The sequence below is a fragment of the Rubellimicrobium arenae genome, assembly GCF_017916275.1.
In the GTDB taxonomy this organism is placed as follows: Bacteria; Pseudomonadota; Alphaproteobacteria; order Rhodobacterales; family Rhodobacteraceae; genus Rubellimicrobium; species Rubellimicrobium arenae.
The window spans coordinates 163675-178685 of record NZ_JAFMST010000002.1 but is presented as its reverse complement, the minus strand read 5'-3'; the positions used below and the strand labels follow the sequence as shown (position 1 = coordinate 178685).

Genomic DNA, 15011 nt, shown 5'->3' with positions numbered 1-15011 from the left:
CGGCCCTGGGTCGGCCCGCTAGGGGTCAGCCCCGCTGCCCGGCCGGGCGGCCGGCAGGGGCGCCGCTGGCCGAAGCCTCGCCCACGACCGCCTCGGCCGCCGCGATGGCCGCCTGCCGCCGCGCGATCTCGTCGCCGATCGGCGGGCCCTTGAAGCGTCGGTTCTCGACCAGCATCCAGATGACCAGCGCCAGCACGATGAAGCCAAGCGTGATCTCCAGAGCCCAGTCGTTCGGCGGCTGCACCCCGATGAAGAAGATCAGCAGCATGGCCAGGATCACCAGGACGGCGACCACCTTGTAGGCGCCGATCCCCATGTTCCACGGCCCCATGCGCGGCCATTTCGGCCCGCCGATGGCGATCAGGCCCAGCACGATGGGCAGCGCGAAGCTCAGGAACAGGAAGATCACGGTGCAGGACACCACGATCGAATAGGCGGGCGTGCCGGCGATGGTGATGGCCGAGGTGAACCACACGAACAGCACCGACAGGATCGAGGCCGTCCAGATCGAGGCGACCGGGGTGCGGTGCGCGGGGCTCACGGTGGCCAGGGGCCGGGACGCCAGCGGCACGCCGTTGTCCCGCGCAAAGGCGAACAGCATCCGCGACGCCGAGGTCACGGTCGCGAGCCCGCAAAGGAACTGGCACACGAAGATCGCGATGTAGAGGAGGGTCCGCACGACCGGGTTCATCTGGCTGTCCATGGCCCAGAAGAACACGTTCCAGCCCTGCGCGGCGGCCTCGTCCATGTTCGGGATCATGAGAACGAAGGCCGACAGCATGACCCAGCCCGCAAGGCTCGACCACAGGACCGCCGAGACCATGCCCCGCGGCACCGAGGTCGAGGCCTTGATCGTCTCCTCCGAGGTGTGGGCCGACGCGTCATAGCCCGTGATCGTGTAGATCGGCAGCAGCAGGCCCAGGAGGAACGCCATCAGGCCGCCCGTGGTCTGGGGCCAGACGGCGCTGGCGCCCTCGGTGCCCGTGTAGTTGGCGAAGGTCCAGAGCCGGCTCAGGTCCCAGCTGGTGGCGGCGAAGAGGCAGGCCAGCGTGAGAAGCGCCGCGGTCACGAGGATGAGGTAGCCCGAGAAGTCGGTGAGCTTGGCCGTGAGCTTGATGCCGAAATGGTTCACCAGCGCCTGCGCCGCGGTGATGACCGCCACGAAGGTCACGCGCGTGGCCAGCGTGTCCTCGAGCCCGAAGGTCGTCCCGAAGGCGCCGAAGAAGAAGTAGAATGTGCCGACGTTGATGGCCCCCAGCACCGTCACGAGCCCCAGGAGGTTCAGCCAGGCCGACAGCCAGCCGGTGAAGCGGTTGCCCAGGATCGAGCCCCAGTGGTAGAGCCCGCCCGCCGTCGGATAGGCGGACGAGATCTGCGCGAGGCCCAGCGCGAAGACGCCCGAGATCAGGCAGCCCAGCGGCCAGCCGATCCCGATCGCCGCGCCGCCCGCGCCCGCCGTCGCCTGCCCCAGCGAGTTGATGCCGCCCGACAGGATGCAGATGATGGAAAAGGAGATCGCGAAGTTCGAGAAGCGGCTCATCGACCGCTCCAGCTCCTGCGCGTAGCCCATGCCGTGGAGGAGCTGGATGTCCTCGTGCCGGTCGTGGTCCGAATAATCGCTCAAGGTGGTTCTCCCCTGTTGCCTTTTCGGCGGTTATCGGTTCCGCCTTGCCGCTAGTGAGCATGAGCCCTGCGCGAACGGCAAGCATGCTCGTGAGAATTTCCTTTCCTGATAGACCGCTAGCGCCCAATGACCGATCCGACCCGCGTTTTCCTTGAGCATGGCCCGAACGGTCCGGCCTGGTTCAGCGCCGCGCGCGAGGTGGTGACGGCGGCCTCGCCCGGGGAGGTCGCGCCCGCCCTGCGCCGCCTGGATGTGGCGCGGGCGGCAGGGGCCTGGGTCGCGGGCTGGATCGCCTACGAGGCAGGCGCCGCCTTCGAGCCGCGCCTGGCCGGCATCCTGCGCGGCGACGGGCCGCTGCTGGCGATGGGGGTCTTTCCGGACGGGCCCGGGGCCGCCGAGGGCCTCGATGGGGGCGAGGCCTGGATCAGCCCGCCCGAGCCCCTGATCTCGCGCGGGGCCTACGACAGCGCCATCGCCTCGGTCCTGGCCTATATCGCGGCCGGGGACTGCTATCAGGTGAACCTGACCTTCCCGCTGTCGGCCCGGCTGACCGGACGGCCCCTCGACCTGTTCCGGCGTCTGCGCGGGGCGGGCGGGCCGGGCCATGCCGCCTTTGCCGACCTTGGCGTCGGGCCCGTGGTGGTCTCGCTCTCGCCCGAGCTGTTCTTCCGGGTGGACGCGGCCGGGCGCATCGGCTCGCGCCCCATGAAGGGCACCGCGCCGCGCGATCCCGATCCCCGGCGCGACGCCGCCCTGGCCGCCGAACTCCAGGCGAGCGAGAAGGCCCGGGCCGAGAACCTGATGATCGTGGACCTGCTGCGCAACGACATCGGCCGCCTGTCGCGGCCCGGCAGCGTCCGCGTCCCCGCGCTTTATGCCATCGAGCCCTACGCCACCGTCCACCAGATGACCTCGACGGTGGAAGGGGTGCTGGCCGAGCCCGCGTCGCTCGCGCGGCTGATGCCTGCGCTGTTCCCCTGCGGATCGGTGACCGGAGCGCCCAAGATCCGTGCCATGCAGATCATCCGCGAGATCGAGCCGCATCCGCGCGGTGTCTATTGCGGCGCCGTGGGATGGATGGCGCCGGACGGCTCCTGCGATTTCTCGGTCGCCATCCGGACCCTCAGCATCCGGGGGCAGGACGTGACGCTGAACGTGGGCGGCGGCATCGTCGCCGATTCGACGGCGCAGGGCGAATGGGACGAGGCGCTCTGGAAGACCCGCTTCGTGGGGCCGGCGCTCGATGGCTGACCTTCTCCTCATCGAGACCCTTGCCTGGGACGGGACGGCACCCGTGCGGGAGGCGCGGCACCTGGGGCGGATGGGCCGCTCGGCCGCCGCGCTGGGCTGGCCGTTCGACAGGGACGCGGCCGAAGCGGCGTTGCGGGAGGGGCGGACCGCGCCCGCGCGGATGCGGCTGACGCTGGCGCCCTCGGGGCGGTTCGCCGTCACCGAAGGACCGCTGCCCGCCCCGGCGCCGCTCTGGCGCGTGGCGCTCCATCCCGAACGGCTCGACTCGGCGGACCCCTGGCTCGGGCACAAGACCACGAACAGGGCCCTGTACGACCGCGCGCGCGCCGCCCTTCCACCCGGGATCGACGAATGGATCTTCGCCAACGAGCGGGGGGAGGTCTGCGAGGGCACCATCACCAACCTGTTCTTCGACCGGGGCGAGGGCTGGCGCACCCCGCCACTTGGCTCGGGGTGCCTGCCGGGCATCCTGCGCGAGGAAATGCTGGAGCAGGGCGCCCAGGAGGAGGTGCTGGCGGTCGCCGACCTGCCCCGGGTGCGGCTGGCCGTCGGCAATGCCCTGCGGGGGATCGTCCCGGCGGAGATGGCCGCGTGACCCGCGCCGCTTGACTTCCCCGGCCCTTTGCGATGGATCGGCCCGACCGTTCCGGAGGACCGCCCATGCACCGCTACCGCACCCAAACCTGCGCCGACCTGCGCGCCTCCGATGTCGGACAGACCGTGCGGCTGGCCGGCTGGGTCCACCGCGTCCGCGACCATGGCGGCATCCTGTTCGTGGACCTGCGGGACCATTACGGCGTGACCCAGTGCCTCGCGGACCCCGACTCCCCGGCCTTCAAGGACGTGGAGAAGCTGCGGTCCGAGTGGTGCATCCGCATCGACGGCACGGTCAAGGCGCGGGACGCCGGGCTGGTGAACCCCAAGATCCCCACCGGCGAGGTCGAGGTCTTCATCCGCGAGGTCGAGGTGCTGGGCCCGGCGGGCGAACTGCCGCTCCAGGTCTTCGGCGACCAGGAATACCCGGAGGAGACGCGGCTCCGCTACCGCTTCCTCGACCTGCGGCGCGAGCAGATGCAGCGCAAGATGACGCTGCGGAGCGACGTCGTCCGCAGCCTCCGCCAGCGGATGTGGGACCAGAACTTCCGCGAATACCAGACGCCGATCATCACGGCCTCCTCGCCCGAGGGGGCGCGCGACTTCCTCGTGCCGAGCCGCCTCCATCCCGGCAAGTTCTACGCGCTGCCCCAGGCGCCACAGCAGTTCAAGCAGCTGCTCATGGTGTCGGGCTTCGACCGTTATTTCCAGATCGCGCCCTGCTTCCGCGACGAGGACCCGCGGGCCGACCGCAGCCCCACCGACTTCTACCAGCTCGACCTGGAGATGTCGTTCGTGACGCAGGAGGACGTCTTCGCGACGGTCCAGCCGGTTATCAAGGGCGTGTTCGAGGAGTTCGGCGGGGGCCGCAAGGTCGATGCCGACTGGCCGCTGATCTCCTACCGCGACGCCGCGCTCTGGTACGGCACCGACAAGCCCGACCTGCGGAACCCGATCAAGATGCAGGTCGTGAGCGAGCACTTCGCCGGCGGCGGCTTTGGGATCTTCGCCAAGCTCCTCGAGCAGGAGGGAACGCAGGTCCGCGCCATTCCCGCGCCCAAGGGCGGGTCGCGCAAGTTCGCCGACCGCATGAACGCCTGGGCGCAGAAGGAAGGGCTGCCGGGGATGGGCTACATCTTCTGGCGCGAGGCCGAGGGTGGCGCGGGCATGGAAGCCGCCGGTCCCGTGGCCAAGGCGCTGGGGCCCGAGCGGACCGAGGCGATCCGCACGCAGCTGGGCCTGGGGCTTGGCGACGCGGCCTTCTTCCTGGGCGGCAAGCCCGAGACCTTCGAGAAGATCGCCGGGCGGGCGCGGACCGTCATCGGCGAGGAGCTGGGGCTGACCGACAAGGACCGCTTCGCCTTCTGCTGGATCGTCGATTTCCCGATGTACGAGAAGACCGACGACGGGAAGATCGACTTCTCGCACAACCCGTTCTCGATGCCGCAGGGGGGCCTCGAGGCGCTGGAGGGCGATCCGCTGGAGGTCGTGGCCTACCAGTACGACCTGGCCTGCAACGGCTACGAGCTGATCTCGGGCGGGATCCGCAACCACCGGCCGGACATCATGTTCAAGGCCTTCGAGATCGCGGGCTATCCCAATTCGGAAGTCGAGAAGCGGTTCGGCGGCATGGTCAACGCCTTCCGCTATGGCGCGCCCCCGCACGGCGGCTGCGCGGCGGGCATCGACCGGATGGTCATGCTGCTCGCCGACGAGCAGAACATCCGCGAGGTCATCCTGTTCCCGATGAACCAGCGGGCCGAGGACCTCCTCATGGGCGCACCCAGCGAGCCCACGCCCGCGCAGCTGCGCGAGCTCGGGCTCCGGGTCGTCACCGAGGCCAAGTAGGCGGTCCCAGGCCCGGCGAAGCTCCGGGTCGAGAAGCCTGCGCCAGGGGGCGTTTCGCTGCCGGGTGCGGCTGGCGTTGAGGCGGACGACGGCAAGGAAGCCGTCGTCGCAGCCATAGGCGTGCATCCATTCGATGGGGTCGTCGCAGGTGGTCATGGGCTGGGCCTCGGGTCCGGTCGGGGCCGCGTGGGACGGCCGATCCCCGGCAGGATCGCGCGGACGGATTAACGGAGTCCGAGGGCTGGGAACGCTGGAGCCGCGGTTCGCGCAACGGCCCCCTGGTTCATGGGGCCAAGGGCGGCGGGGGGCCGGCGCGGGGCGTTGCGCGGGCCTGCGGGAAACCGGCGCGGCGACCGGCGGGCCGCGCGAATCAACGGGGCGTCAGGAGCCCAGGCCGGTCAGGACGCCCACCGCCAGTTCGGCCCAGACATAAAGGACCGCCCCCAGGATCACGAGCGCGGCGACGGCGCGCCGGGACGGGCGTCGCGTGGCGATTTCCCAGGCGCCGCAGCCCAGGGCGAGAAGGAGCCCCAGGGCCAGGAAATCCTCGGGCCCCCAGGCGACCTCGTCGGTGACGCGCATGGCGAGGGCCGGGACGAGGAGGAGAAGGGCGGCGCCGGCCCAGGGAAGGACGCGCCAGCGAAGATGGGGGGTCATGGGCCTGCCTCCGTAGGGCGGCGCCGGCGCGGGGCCGGGGACGCGCGGTGGGCCAAGGATAGACCGGGACGCGGGACCTGTCGACCGGCCTGCCCCTGGACGGACGGGGCCGAGGGTCCGGGCGGCCCCTCGGGGCGGCGACGGGACGGAGCGCGCCCTTGCGGAGGGCCGGTCGGCGGGCGAGGGTTGCGCCGCAACGCAAGGAGACCCCATGGACCAGCCCCGTTTCGGTGACCCCGTCCCCGACTGGACGCCGCCGCCCCGGCCCGGGCCGGAGGTGATGGACGGGCACTGGGTTCGGCTCGAGCGGCTGGACCCGGCCCGGCACGCCCATCAGGTCCATGCGGCCAACCGCGCGTCGGACGCGATCTGGAACTACCTGCCCTATGGCCCCTTTGCCCAGGAGGAGGAGTGGCAGGCCTGGGCCGAGGGGATGGCCGGGCGGCCCGACCCGTTCTTCTATGTCATCCGCGACCTCGACACCGGGCGGGCGTCCGGCGTGGCGAGCTATCTGCGGATCACGCCCGAGGCCGGGTCCATCGAGGTGGGCCACATCAACCTGTCGCCCGCGCTGCAACGGACGCCCGCCGCGACCGAGGCCATGGTGCTGATGATGGGCTGGGCCTTCGATGCGGGCTACCGCCGCTACGAATGGAAGTGCGATGCGCTGAACCTGCCCTCGCGCCGCGCGGCGCAGCGGCTGGGGCTGTCCCATGAAGGAATCTTCCGGCAGGCGACGGTGGTGCGGGGGCGCAACCGGGACACCGCCTGGTTCGCCGCCATCGACAAGGAATGGCCGGCGCTGAAGGCGGCGTTCGGAGCCTGGCTCGATCCGGCGAACTTCGACGCCGAGGGGCGGCAGCGGGTGGCGCTCTCGTCCCTGACCGCGCCGCTGCTGGCGGCCCGGGACCCGGTGCAGGGCTAGAGCGCCGGGCCGTCGCCCAGGCGGTCCCGCACGAGGCGGAGCAGGGGGGCCACTGCCGAGCCCTCGCCCCGATGCGCCGCCCGCGCGGCATTGGCCAGGATGCGATCCCCGGCGCCGCGGGCCACCCCGCCCAGGAAGCGCGTGACGTAGTCGAGCGGCGGCTCCTCCTGCGCGAGGAGGTGGGCGGCGTGGGCGAGATCCTCCCGCAGGGCGGTCGGGTCGGGGGGCGGATCGCTGGCCGGCACGGCCCGCCGCGCGCCGGGCTGGCAGTCCGCGGGCAGGCGGGACAGGACCATGGCCTGGAAGGCGGCGAGGCCGACGGGCTTGGGGAGGAAGCCGTCGGCCCCGGCGCGCAGGGCGGCCTCGGCCAGGCCGGACTCCCCGCTCAGCCCCAGGAGGACGTCGATGCGGGGGCGGGCCTGGTCCAGCCGGCGGATCAGGTCGAGGCCCGAGCCGTCGGGCAGGTGGAGGTCCACCACCGCAACGTCGGGCCGGTAGCCCCGCAGGTGGCGTTCGGCGGTGGCGAGGCTGTCGGCGCGGCGGAGGCGGCCGCCCGACTGGCGGCAGAGCAGGCGGATCGCCTCGGAGGCGAGGCGGCTGTCCTCGACCAGGAGGAGGGTGCGGCCGGCCAGGGGCTGGTCGGCCGGGGGAATGCGGTAGGGCCGGAAATCGTCCAGGCTGCCCATGGCGAATCGTCCTTGTCTATCCTTTCGTCGGTTTTCGCCGCTCGTGGTGAATGTCCGGTTAATCACAAGCGGCTTGCCTTTGGCGCGGGCCTGGGACGAAATCGGGCCATGATCGGACGACTGAATCATGTGGCGATCGTGGTGCCCGACCTCGCGGAGGCCGTGGCCCGCTACCGCGACGCCCTGGGGGCCGAGGTCGGGCCGCCGCAGGACCTGCCCGAGCACGGGGTCCGGGTGGTCTTCGTGACGCTGCCCAACACCAAGGTGGAGCTGCTGGAGCCCCTGGGCGAGGGGAGCCCGGTCGACGGGTTCCTCGTGAAGAACGCCGCCGGGGGCATCCACCACATCTGCTACGAGGTCGAGGACCTCCTGGCCGCGCGGGATCGCCTGCTGGCCACCGGCGCGCGCGTGCTGGGCGGAGGGGAGCCCCGGATCGGGGCGCATGGCAAGCCGGTCCTGTTCCTGCATCCCAAGGACTTCAACGGCACGCTGGTCGAGCTCGAGCAGGCCTGAGGCGGCGGGTCTGGGGTAGCGGGCCCGAAGTGGAGGGCCTGCGGCACCGTCGCGCCTTGGCCCCGGCGGGCGGAACGCGTATGTGCGGCGTGGTCTCAGCGAGGTTTCCATGAGCATCACCGGCGCCATCGTCCTGTTTGCCGTCACCTGGTTCATGGTGTTCTTCATCGTGCTGCCGCTCGGCAACGTCACGCAGGGCGATGCGGGGCAGATCGTGCCCGGCACGCACGCCTCCTCGCCGCACGAATTCGACCTGGGGCGCAAGATGCGGATCACCACGATCTGGGCCGTCGTCATCTGGGCCGGGCTGTCGGCCATGCTGATCTGGGGGCCCTGGGGCGTCCGCGACCTGGACTGGTTCGGCCGCATGGACCCCGAGCAGGTGAACTAGCGCCTCTTGAGGCGGTGGTAGAGGTGGGTGAAGGCCGCCGCGCCTAGGGGCGGCACGATCAGGTTCAGGATCGGCACGAAGAGCGGGATCGCCATGAGGCATCCGGCCAGCCAGATCCGTCCGCGGTTGGCCCGCAGCATCCGCCTGGCGCCCTCGGCGCCTTCGCGGCGGAGCGCGGCGACCTGGAAGTACTCGCGCCCGAGCAGGAAGCCGTTCAGCGCGATGAAGATCAGCGGCGCGAAGGGCGCGAGCACGAGGTAGGCGATCAGGGCCACGGCATTGGCCAGGAGCACCACGCCGAAGGCGCCGAGCGATTCGCGCAGCGCCTCGCCCCAGCCCTGCGGCCGGACGCGGGGCAGGCCGGGGTAGTGCCGGTCCTCCACGGCCTCGGCCACCTCGTCGAGGAAGAGCGAGGTCATCGCCGAGGCGACCGGGACCATCAGGACCACCGACAGGACCAGCAGCACCGGCACGAGCGTCCATCCGGCGAGGTCGTCGAGCCAGGTCACGTCGCCGATCCAGGGCAGGGCCACGTCGTCGGGCAGGAGCCACTGGAGCAGCCAGAGAAGCCCCCCCGACAGGGCGGCCAGCAGCAGCACCGCCAGCCCCACGCCCCGCCAGACGACCCGCTGGAAGCGCGGGTCCCCCATCTGCGCGAGCGCGAGCGAGATGTCCCGGATCACGACCGGACCCAGGTCACGAGCCGGCCCAGGTCGGGGCGCGGCCGGTCGGGCGCCTCCATGGTGGGGGTGCCGATGTGGATGAGGCCGGCGACGGTTTCGCCGGGGGCGAGGCCCAGGCCGTCGCGCACGAAGGTTTCGTCGTAGGTGGGCCAGCCGGTGAGCCAGTTCGCCCCGTAGCCCGCCGCGGTCGCGGCGTTGAGGAGGCCCAGGCAGACGGCCCCGGCGGAGTAGGTTTGCTCGATCAGCGGCACCTTCTCGGTGGGCCGGGGCACCTGGATCACGACGATGGCGAGGTCGGCCATGGAATACTGGGAGGCGGACTTGGCGATCTTGTCGGGCTCGATGCCCAGGGCGGGGCCGCGCGCCTCGACCAGCCGGGCCAGGCGGTCGGTCGCCGGCCGGGTGAGGACCAGGAAGCGCCAGGGCTCGAGCTTGCCGTGGTCGGGCACGCGGGTCGCGGCGGCGAGGAGCTGCGTCACCTCCTCGGGCGAGGGGATGGGGAGGCCCAGGGTCCGCGCGGGGCGCGAGCGGCGCGACAGCAGGAAGTCGAGCGCGGCGGGGTTCTTTTCGGGCATCTTGGGTCCTTCGGATGGGTCGGGGATGAGGTAGCGACGCCGAGGCCGGGTGGGAAGGGCGCAGTCCGATCCCGCACGACGGCAGAGGGTCCGGCCCCTGGATCACAAACGACACGGGGCGTCGCCTCCGTCGCTCCGTCCCGGTCCGGGCGGCGCTAGGCAGCGGCATGGACGGCACCTGGGACACCATCATCGTTGGCGCGGGCTCGGCGGGCTGCGCGCTGGCCTACCGGCTTTCGGAGGACCCGCGGCGGCGGGTGCTCGTGATCGAGGCGGGGGGGCATGACCGGCGGCTCTTTGTCCATATGCCCCTGGGCTACGGGAAGCTGTTCTACGACGCCCGCGTCAACTGGATGTACCGGACCGAGCCCGACCCGGGGCTGAACGGCGTCGCGGACCACTGGCCGCGCGGCAAGATCGTCGGCGGGTCGTCCTCGATCAACGCGATGGTCTGGATCCGGGGGCATCACGGCGACTACGACGACTGGGAGGCCGCCGGGAACCCGGGCTGGGGGTGGCGCGACGTGCTGCCCGCCTTCAAGGCGCTGGAGGACAACGAGGCCGGCGCGGACGACTGGCGCGGCACCGGCGGGCCGCTGCATGTGGGCGCGGGCACGCGGGACGTGCATCCGCTGATCCACCGCGCCCTGGCGGCCTGCGAATTGGCCGGGCTGCCGTTCAACCCGGATTTCAACGGCGCCCGGATGGAGGGCGCGGGCCTGTACCAGATGACGATCCGGGGCGGGCGGCGGAACAGCGCGGCGCGCGCCTTCCTGCGGCCGGCGCGGGCGCGGGGGCGGGTCGAGGTCATGACCGGGGCGCATGCGACGCGCGTCCTGTTCGAAGGCCGCCGCGCGGTCGGCGTCGAGGTCGAGCGGGGCGGGCGGCGCATCGCCCTGCGGGCCGGGCGCGAGGTGGTGCTGTCGGCGGGCGCGATCGGGACGCCGCAGATCCTCATGCTGTCCGGCGTCGGCGACGGGGCGGCCCTGCAGGCGCTGGGCCTTCCGGTGGTCATGCACAACCCGAATGTCGGGCGGCACCTGAGCGACCATCAGGGCATCAACTACACCTGGCGGATGAGGCAGCCCACCTTCAACGACGTCCTGCGGCCCTGGTGGGGCAAGGCATTGGCCGGCGCGCGGTGGATCACCACGGGGCGGGGGCCGCTGTCGCTGTCGATCAACCACGGCGGCGGATTCTTCCGCACCGACCCGGGGCTGAGCCGGCCCAACATGCAGCTCTACATGCAGGCGTTCAGCACGCTCATCCCGCGCGAGGGGGAACGGCCCGTGCTGAACCCCGATCCCTTTCCGGGGATGTCGCTGGGGCTGTCGAACTGCCGCCCGACCAGCCGGGGCGAGATCACGCTGCGGTCGCCCGACCCCTTTGCCCCGCCCCGCATCGTCGCCAACGCCTATGGCACCGAGTCCGACATCCGCGAGATGCTGGCCGCGGTGAAGGTGCTGCGGCGGATCGCGGCGCAGGCGCCCTTCGCCGAGGTGGCCGAGGAAGAGCTTCGCCCCGGCCCCGGGGTGCAGGACGACGAGGCGCTGATCCACGACCTGCGCGCGCGGTCGGGGACGGTCTACCACCCCTCCTGCACGGCGCGGATGGGACCGGACGCCACGACGGGCGTCGTGGACGCGCGGCTTCGGGTGCACGGGGTCGAGGGGCTGCGGGTGGCCGACGCCAGCGCCTTTCCGACGCTGCCCGGCGGGAACACCAACGCGCCCGCGATCCTGGTCGGGTGGCGGGCGGGCGAGTTCCTGCGGGCGGAGGCCTAGGCCGGGCGCACCTTGTAGATGCCCTCGGGCAGGTTCAGCGCCGCGCGCAGGTCGCGGATCTGGGCCATGGAAAGGGTGACCTTGACCACCTCGTCCCGGCGTTCGTCGTACTGCTCCACGGTGACGCATTCCTCGAAGAGGCAGACCGTCACGTCCTCCTGGAGAGGGGCGGAGCCGTCATCCACCAGGGTGATGACGGTGGCGTCGAAATCGTGCTCGATGGTAACCATGGAGCAAGAGGTAAGGCGGTGCGTCCGGTCCCGCAACCGTGGCCGCGAAGTCAGGGTGGCAATGCCGATCTCGTGATCGGGGGGCGGTGGATGCTGGTCCGTGCGGGCGGCGGCGCGTAGGCTGGTCCCGCGACCCCCCTCCAGCCCACCGGAACCATGAGCCTGCGCCCCCTTGCTGCCCTTGCGGCCTGCCTGATCCTTGCCGCCTGCGGAACGCCCTGGGGCACCCCCCGCGAGACCCGGGCCCCCGGCCCGCCGTCCGACATGGCGGAGACCCAGGTCCGGACCTTCCTCGAGGTCGTGACGCGGGTGGAGCCCGTGGCCGAGGCGGAATGCGCCAGGCACAACCCCACCGCCAACTGCGATTTCCGCATCGTCGTGGACGACCGGCCGGGGATGCCGCCCAACGCGTTCCAGACGATCGACCAGAGGGGCCGGCCGCTCCTGGCCTTCACGACCTCGCTGATCGCGAGCGTGCGGAACCCCGACGAACTGGCGCTGGTCGTGGCCCACGAGGCCTCCCACCACATCGCGGGCCATCTGGCGCGGCAGGACGAATATGCCTCGATGGGGGCGGCGGTCTTCGGCCAGATCGCGAGCCAGGCCGTCGGGGCGACCCCGGCCTCGATCCGGGACGCGCAACGGCTGGGGGCCGAGGTCGCCGCGCGGAGCTATTCCAAGGAGTTCGAGCTGGAGGCCGACCGGCTTGGCACCTTCGTGGCCGCCGAGGCGGGGTACGACCCGGTCCATGGGGCCGAGTTCTTCCTGCGCCTGCCCGATCCGGGGAACCGGTTCCTGGGCACCCACCCCGCCAACGCGGAGCGGATCGCCGCCGTCCACGAGGCGGCCCGGGAGATCGGCCTGATCTAGGCGAAGGTGCCGAGCGCGATGGCCGCGAAGAAGCAGCCCGAGGCCGCCAGCACGAAGGCGTGCCAGATCGCGTTGGAGAACTTGAGGCTTTCCCAGGCGAAGAAGGCCACCCCGAGGGTGTAAAGGACGCCCCCCAGCGCGGTGAGGAGAAGGGCGGGGCCGGGCAGCGTGGCGGCCAGGGGCCAGAACAGCAGCACCCCCAGCCAGCCCAGGCCCAGGTAGAGCCCGAAGCCCAGCGGGCCGGGTTCGCGCCAGAAGAACATCTTGCTGACGGCTCCGACCAGGGCAAGGCCCCAGATCACGGCCAGGATGCTCCAGGAGAAGGTGGTGCCCACCAGCGCGGCCAGGGGCGTGCAGGTCCCGGCGATCTTGAGGAAGATGGCCGCGTGGTCGATGCGCCGCAGCGTGGGGCGAAGCCCTTCCCACGGGGTCATGTGGTAGAAGGCCGAGGACAGGAAGGTCGCCATCAGCGCGAGCCCGTAGACCACCACGGCCACCGCCCGTCCGCGTTCCGCGTGCATCGCCGCCTCGGTGGTGAGGACCGCCGCGCCGCCCAGGGCGAAGGTGACGCCAAGCGCGTGGATGACGCCGTCCGCGATGCGCTCCGAGCGGGCGTAGGCGGGATAGGCGGAGAGCGGTCGATCCATGGGCGCCAGTTGGGTGTGGGGGCGGCAGCCCACGCGATGGGCCGCCGTCCGGTCGTGGCCTCGTGTGATGATGAGTCAACGCGCCACGGCCCGCTTGGGTCCCTCGGGTCCCGTGAAATCCGCTGCCGCCGCGGGGCAGGCCGGGGCGCCGGGCTCAGGCGGGCTGACGCTCGGGCACGACGCGGTTGCGGCCGGCGGCCTTGGCGGCATAGAGCGCGGCGTCCGCGCGGGCCACCAGATCGGAGGCCGTCAGGCCGGCCGCGAGGTCGTCCGCCGTGGCCGCCGCGACCCCGATCGAGATCGTCACGGAAATCTCCCGCAGCGCGGCCTCCCGCGCGGGGGTGCCGGTCAGGGCGGCCGCGCCGTGCCGGAGGGGGGAGGCGTCGCCCCGGCCGTCCAGGTCGAACGGGCGGACCGCGATAGCCCGGCGGAGCCCTTCGGCGATGGCCTGCGCCTCGGTCAGGGTGGCGCCCGGAAGGACGGCGCGGAACTCCTCGCCGCCGACGCGGGCGAGGTGGTCGCTGCGGCGCAGATGCGCCTTGAGGCGGCGGGCCACCTCGGCCAGGACGCGGTCGCCCGCGCCGTGGCCCAGCCGGTCGTTGATCGACTTGAAGCGGTCGATGTCCAGCATCATCACCGCCAGCCCGTCCCCGGACTGCCGCGCGGCCTCGGCCAGCCGGAGCAGGGCGGGGTTGGCGTGGTGCAGGTTGTAGAGTCCGGTGAGCGGGTCGGTGACCGCCGCCCTGAGCCGCGACCGGACCTGGGCCCGCAGACGTTCCGCCGCTGCCTTGCGGTCCAGCAGGGCACAGGCGCGGAGGGCGATCTCCTCGGGCGGGACGGTGGCGGTGACCACGTCCCCCGCCCCGAGGTCGAGCGCAAGCGCCGCGGTCTCGATGGCGCGGCCGGGCAGCAGGACCATGGTGGCGGCGTCGCGGGTGGCCTGCCGTCCGCGCAGGTCGGCCAGGATCGCCAGGATCCGGGCGCCCTGGTCCAGGTCGCCGCGGACGGCCGTCGCCTCGATGACGATGAGGTCGGGCGGGGGCCCCTCGGGCCCGGCGGGACCGAAGGCGACGTCGGCGCCGAGAAGGCGTCCCAGCAGGTCCGGGGACAGCCCGGCGCCGCCGGCGATCGGCGACATGACGAAGACCCTGGGCCGGGCCAGCGCGCCAAGGGGCGCGGCGCCGGGACCGGAGGGCCAGAAGGTCGCGGCGGCCTCGGCCAGGCCGATCATGGGCAGGGCCACGTCCTCGCGCCCGGGGAGGGCGGCCGCCGCCTCGCGGGCGCGGAGGAGGCTGCGGACCCGGGCCTGCAGGATGCGGGCGGCGATGTCGTGGTCGGTCACCTCCTCGGCCCCGGCGCGCAGGGCGGCGAGCCGGAGGGCCGGGCGGCCGGGCGGCACGAGCGCCAGCGTGGGAAAGGGCCTCCCGCCGTCGGGCGAGGCATGGCCGATCCCGGCATGGGCGGCGTCCCCCTCGCGGTCGAGGGCGATGACGAGGAGGTCGGGCCGCCGGGTCAGCCGCGCCGCAAGGCCCGACGGATCGTCGTCCTCCTCGACCCGGAGGCCGATCTCCTGGAGCGCGGACCGGATCTGGGCGCGCCGGGCCGGGTTCCTATCGACAATCAGCACATGGCCGCCCATCATCCCGCTTCCATCACTGGCCACTGCCGGTCCCTGCGGGACGGTTGTCGTCCAGAAGCATTAATAAAATCTTTCACTTCCGGTGAGGCCAACC

At 72.3% G+C, this 15011-nt stretch carries 16 protein-coding genes; 8 read left to right on the top strand and 8 right to left on the bottom strand.

Annotated features, from left to right (window positions below):
* Nucleotides 1-25 precede the first annotated feature (25 nt).
* The gene (locus J3P31_RS03475; RefSeq protein ID WP_210527014.1) at nt 26-1624 is read right to left on the bottom strand and encodes an amino acid permease; all 1599 of its coding nucleotides are present in this window, start codon (nt 1622-1624) and stop codon (nt 26-28) included.
* A gap of 126 nt (nt 1625-1750) precedes the next feature.
* Here J3P31_RS03475 and J3P31_RS03470 point away from each other — a divergent pair, with 126 nt between their 5' ends.
* From J3P31_RS03470 to aspS, 3 genes are all read left to right on the top strand, one after another.
* Nucleotides 1751-2875: an aminodeoxychorismate synthase component I gene (locus J3P31_RS03470; RefSeq protein ID WP_210527013.1), complete on the top strand. Its 1125-nt coding sequence runs from the start codon at nt 1751-1753 to the stop codon at nt 2873-2875.
* Nucleotides 2868-3470 carry an aminotransferase class IV family protein gene (locus J3P31_RS03465; protein WP_210527012.1) on the top strand — a complete coding sequence of 201 codons (603 nt, stop codon included), beginning with the start codon at nt 2868-2870 and terminating at the stop codon, nt 3468-3470. The genes J3P31_RS03470 and J3P31_RS03465 overlap by 8 nt, the downstream gene beginning before the upstream one ends.
* A 65-nt stretch (nt 3471-3535) precedes the next feature.
* Nucleotides 3536-5317, top strand: coding sequence for an aspartate--tRNA ligase (aspS, locus tag J3P31_RS03460; protein WP_210527011.1), 1782 nt, complete (start codon nt 3536-3538; stop codon nt 5315-5317).
* Nucleotides 5318-5698: 381 nt separating this feature from the next.
* On the opposite strand, the gene J3P31_RS03455 is transcribed toward aspS, so the two are convergent.
* Nucleotides 5699-5974, bottom strand: a complete 276-nt coding sequence (locus J3P31_RS03455; protein WP_210527010.1) for a hypothetical protein — start codon at nt 5972-5974, stop codon at nt 5699-5701.
* 211 nt (nt 5975-6185) lie between these two features.
* Between J3P31_RS03455 and J3P31_RS03450 the strand changes: the two genes are divergently transcribed.
* A complete protein-coding gene (locus J3P31_RS03450; protein WP_210527009.1) occupies nt 6186-6899 on the top strand; it encodes a GNAT family N-acetyltransferase in 714 nt (237 codons plus the stop codon).
* Here the strand turns inward: J3P31_RS03450 and J3P31_RS03445 are convergent.
* Nucleotides 6896-7585, bottom strand: coding sequence for a response regulator (locus J3P31_RS03445; protein ID WP_210527008.1), 690 nt, complete (start codon nt 7583-7585; stop codon nt 6896-6898). The genes J3P31_RS03450 and J3P31_RS03445 overlap by 4 nt on opposite strands.
* A 108-nt stretch (nt 7586-7693) precedes the next feature.
* Between J3P31_RS03445 and mce the strand changes: the two genes are divergently transcribed.
* Together mce and J3P31_RS03435 are read left to right on the top strand one after the other, a co-directional pair.
* The gene (gene mce, locus J3P31_RS03440; protein ID WP_210527007.1) at nt 7694-8098 is read left to right on the top strand and encodes a methylmalonyl-CoA epimerase; all 405 of its coding nucleotides are present in this window, start codon (nt 7694-7696) and stop codon (nt 8096-8098) included.
* 109 nt (nt 8099-8207) lie between these two features.
* Nucleotides 8208-8489: a DUF1467 family protein gene (locus J3P31_RS03435; protein ID WP_210527006.1), complete on the top strand. Its 282-nt coding sequence runs from the start codon at nt 8208-8210 to the stop codon at nt 8487-8489.
* Here the strand turns inward: J3P31_RS03435 and J3P31_RS03430 are convergent.
* Both J3P31_RS03430 and J3P31_RS03425 read right to left on the bottom strand, forming a co-directional pair.
* Nucleotides 8486-9172 carry an EI24 domain-containing protein gene (locus J3P31_RS03430; protein WP_368373007.1) on the bottom strand — a complete coding sequence of 229 codons (687 nt, stop codon included), beginning with the start codon at nt 9170-9172 and terminating at the stop codon, nt 8486-8488. The two genes, J3P31_RS03435 and J3P31_RS03430, sit on opposite strands and share 4 nt — an antisense overlap.
* On the bottom strand, nt 9169-9747 hold the full coding sequence (locus J3P31_RS03425) for a nitroreductase family protein (protein ID WP_210527005.1): 579 nt from the start codon (nt 9745-9747) through the stop codon (nt 9169-9171). Before J3P31_RS03425 ends, J3P31_RS03430 begins: the two co-directional genes overlap by 4 nt.
* Nucleotides 9748-9914: 167 nt before the next feature.
* On the opposite strand from J3P31_RS03425, the gene J3P31_RS03420 reads away from it, so the two are divergent.
* Nucleotides 9915-11531, top strand: a complete 1617-nt coding sequence (locus tag J3P31_RS03420) for a GMC family oxidoreductase (protein WP_210527004.1) — start codon at nt 9915-9917, stop codon at nt 11529-11531.
* On the opposite strand, the gene J3P31_RS03415 is transcribed toward J3P31_RS03420, so the two are convergent.
* On the bottom strand, nt 11528-11761 hold the full coding sequence (locus tag J3P31_RS03415; protein ID WP_210527003.1) for a DUF8831 family protein: 234 nt from the start codon (nt 11759-11761) through the stop codon (nt 11528-11530). The genes J3P31_RS03420 and J3P31_RS03415 overlap by 4 nt on opposite strands.
* Before the next feature lie 156 nt (nt 11762-11917).
* Here J3P31_RS03415 and J3P31_RS03410 point away from each other — a divergent pair, with 156 nt between their 5' ends.
* Entirely contained in the window at nt 11918-12631 is a 714-nt protein-coding gene (locus J3P31_RS03410; protein WP_210527002.1) for a M48 family metalloprotease, read from the top strand.
* On the opposite strand, the gene trhA is transcribed toward J3P31_RS03410, so the two are convergent.
* Both trhA and J3P31_RS21810 read right to left on the bottom strand, forming a co-directional pair.
* Entirely contained in the window at nt 12628-13278 is a 651-nt protein-coding gene (gene trhA, locus J3P31_RS03405; RefSeq protein WP_210527001.1) for a PAQR family membrane homeostasis protein TrhA, read from the bottom strand. The two genes, J3P31_RS03410 and trhA, sit on opposite strands and share 4 nt — an antisense overlap.
* Nucleotides 13279-13432: 154 nt before the next feature.
* The gene (locus J3P31_RS21810; protein ID WP_210527000.1) at nt 13433-14941 is read right to left on the bottom strand and encodes a diguanylate cyclase; all 1509 of its coding nucleotides are present in this window, start codon (nt 14939-14941) and stop codon (nt 13433-13435) included.
* Nucleotides 14942-15011 lie beyond the last annotated feature (70 nt).

What these genes read in the sequence shown, in the direction of transcription:
- trhA (WP_210527001.1), bottom strand. Translation starts at nt 13,278, where the DNA reads ATGGATCGACCGCTCTCCGCCTATCCCGCCTACGCCCGCTCGGAGCGC.
- J3P31_RS03470 (WP_210527013.1), top strand. Translation starts at nt 1,751, where the DNA reads ATGACCGATCCGACCCGCGTTTTCCTTGAGCATGGCCCGAACGGTCCG.
- mce (WP_210527007.1), top strand. Translation starts at nt 7,694, where the DNA reads ATGATCGGACGACTGAATCATGTGGCGATCGTGGTGCCCGACCTCGCG.
- J3P31_RS03425 (WP_210527005.1), bottom strand. Translation starts at nt 9,747, where the DNA reads ATGCCCGAAAAGAACCCCGCCGCGCTCGACTTCCTGCTGTCGCGCCGC.
- J3P31_RS03455 (WP_210527010.1), bottom strand. Translation starts at nt 5,974, where the DNA reads ATGACCCCCCATCTTCGCTGGCGCGTCCTTCCCTGGGCCGGCGCCGCC.
- J3P31_RS03410 (WP_210527002.1), top strand. Translation starts at nt 11,918, where the DNA reads ATGAGCCTGCGCCCCCTTGCTGCCCTTGCGGCCTGCCTGATCCTTGCC.
- J3P31_RS03465 (WP_210527012.1), top strand. Translation starts at nt 2,868, where the DNA reads ATGGCTGACCTTCTCCTCATCGAGACCCTTGCCTGGGACGGGACGGCA.
- J3P31_RS03450 (WP_210527009.1), top strand. Translation starts at nt 6,186, where the DNA reads ATGGACCAGCCCCGTTTCGGTGACCCCGTCCCCGACTGGACGCCGCCG.
- J3P31_RS03445 (WP_210527008.1), bottom strand. Translation starts at nt 7,585, where the DNA reads ATGGGCAGCCTGGACGATTTCCGGCCCTACCGCATTCCCCCGGCCGAC.
- J3P31_RS03435 (WP_210527006.1), top strand. Translation starts at nt 8,208, where the DNA reads ATGAGCATCACCGGCGCCATCGTCCTGTTTGCCGTCACCTGGTTCATG.
- J3P31_RS03420 (WP_210527004.1), top strand. Translation starts at nt 9,915, where the DNA reads ATGGACGGCACCTGGGACACCATCATCGTTGGCGCGGGCTCGGCGGGC.
- aspS (WP_210527011.1), top strand. Translation starts at nt 3,536, where the DNA reads ATGCACCGCTACCGCACCCAAACCTGCGCCGACCTGCGCGCCTCCGAT.
- J3P31_RS03415 (WP_210527003.1), bottom strand. Translation starts at nt 11,761, where the DNA reads ATGGTTACCATCGAGCACGATTTCGACGCCACCGTCATCACCCTGGTG.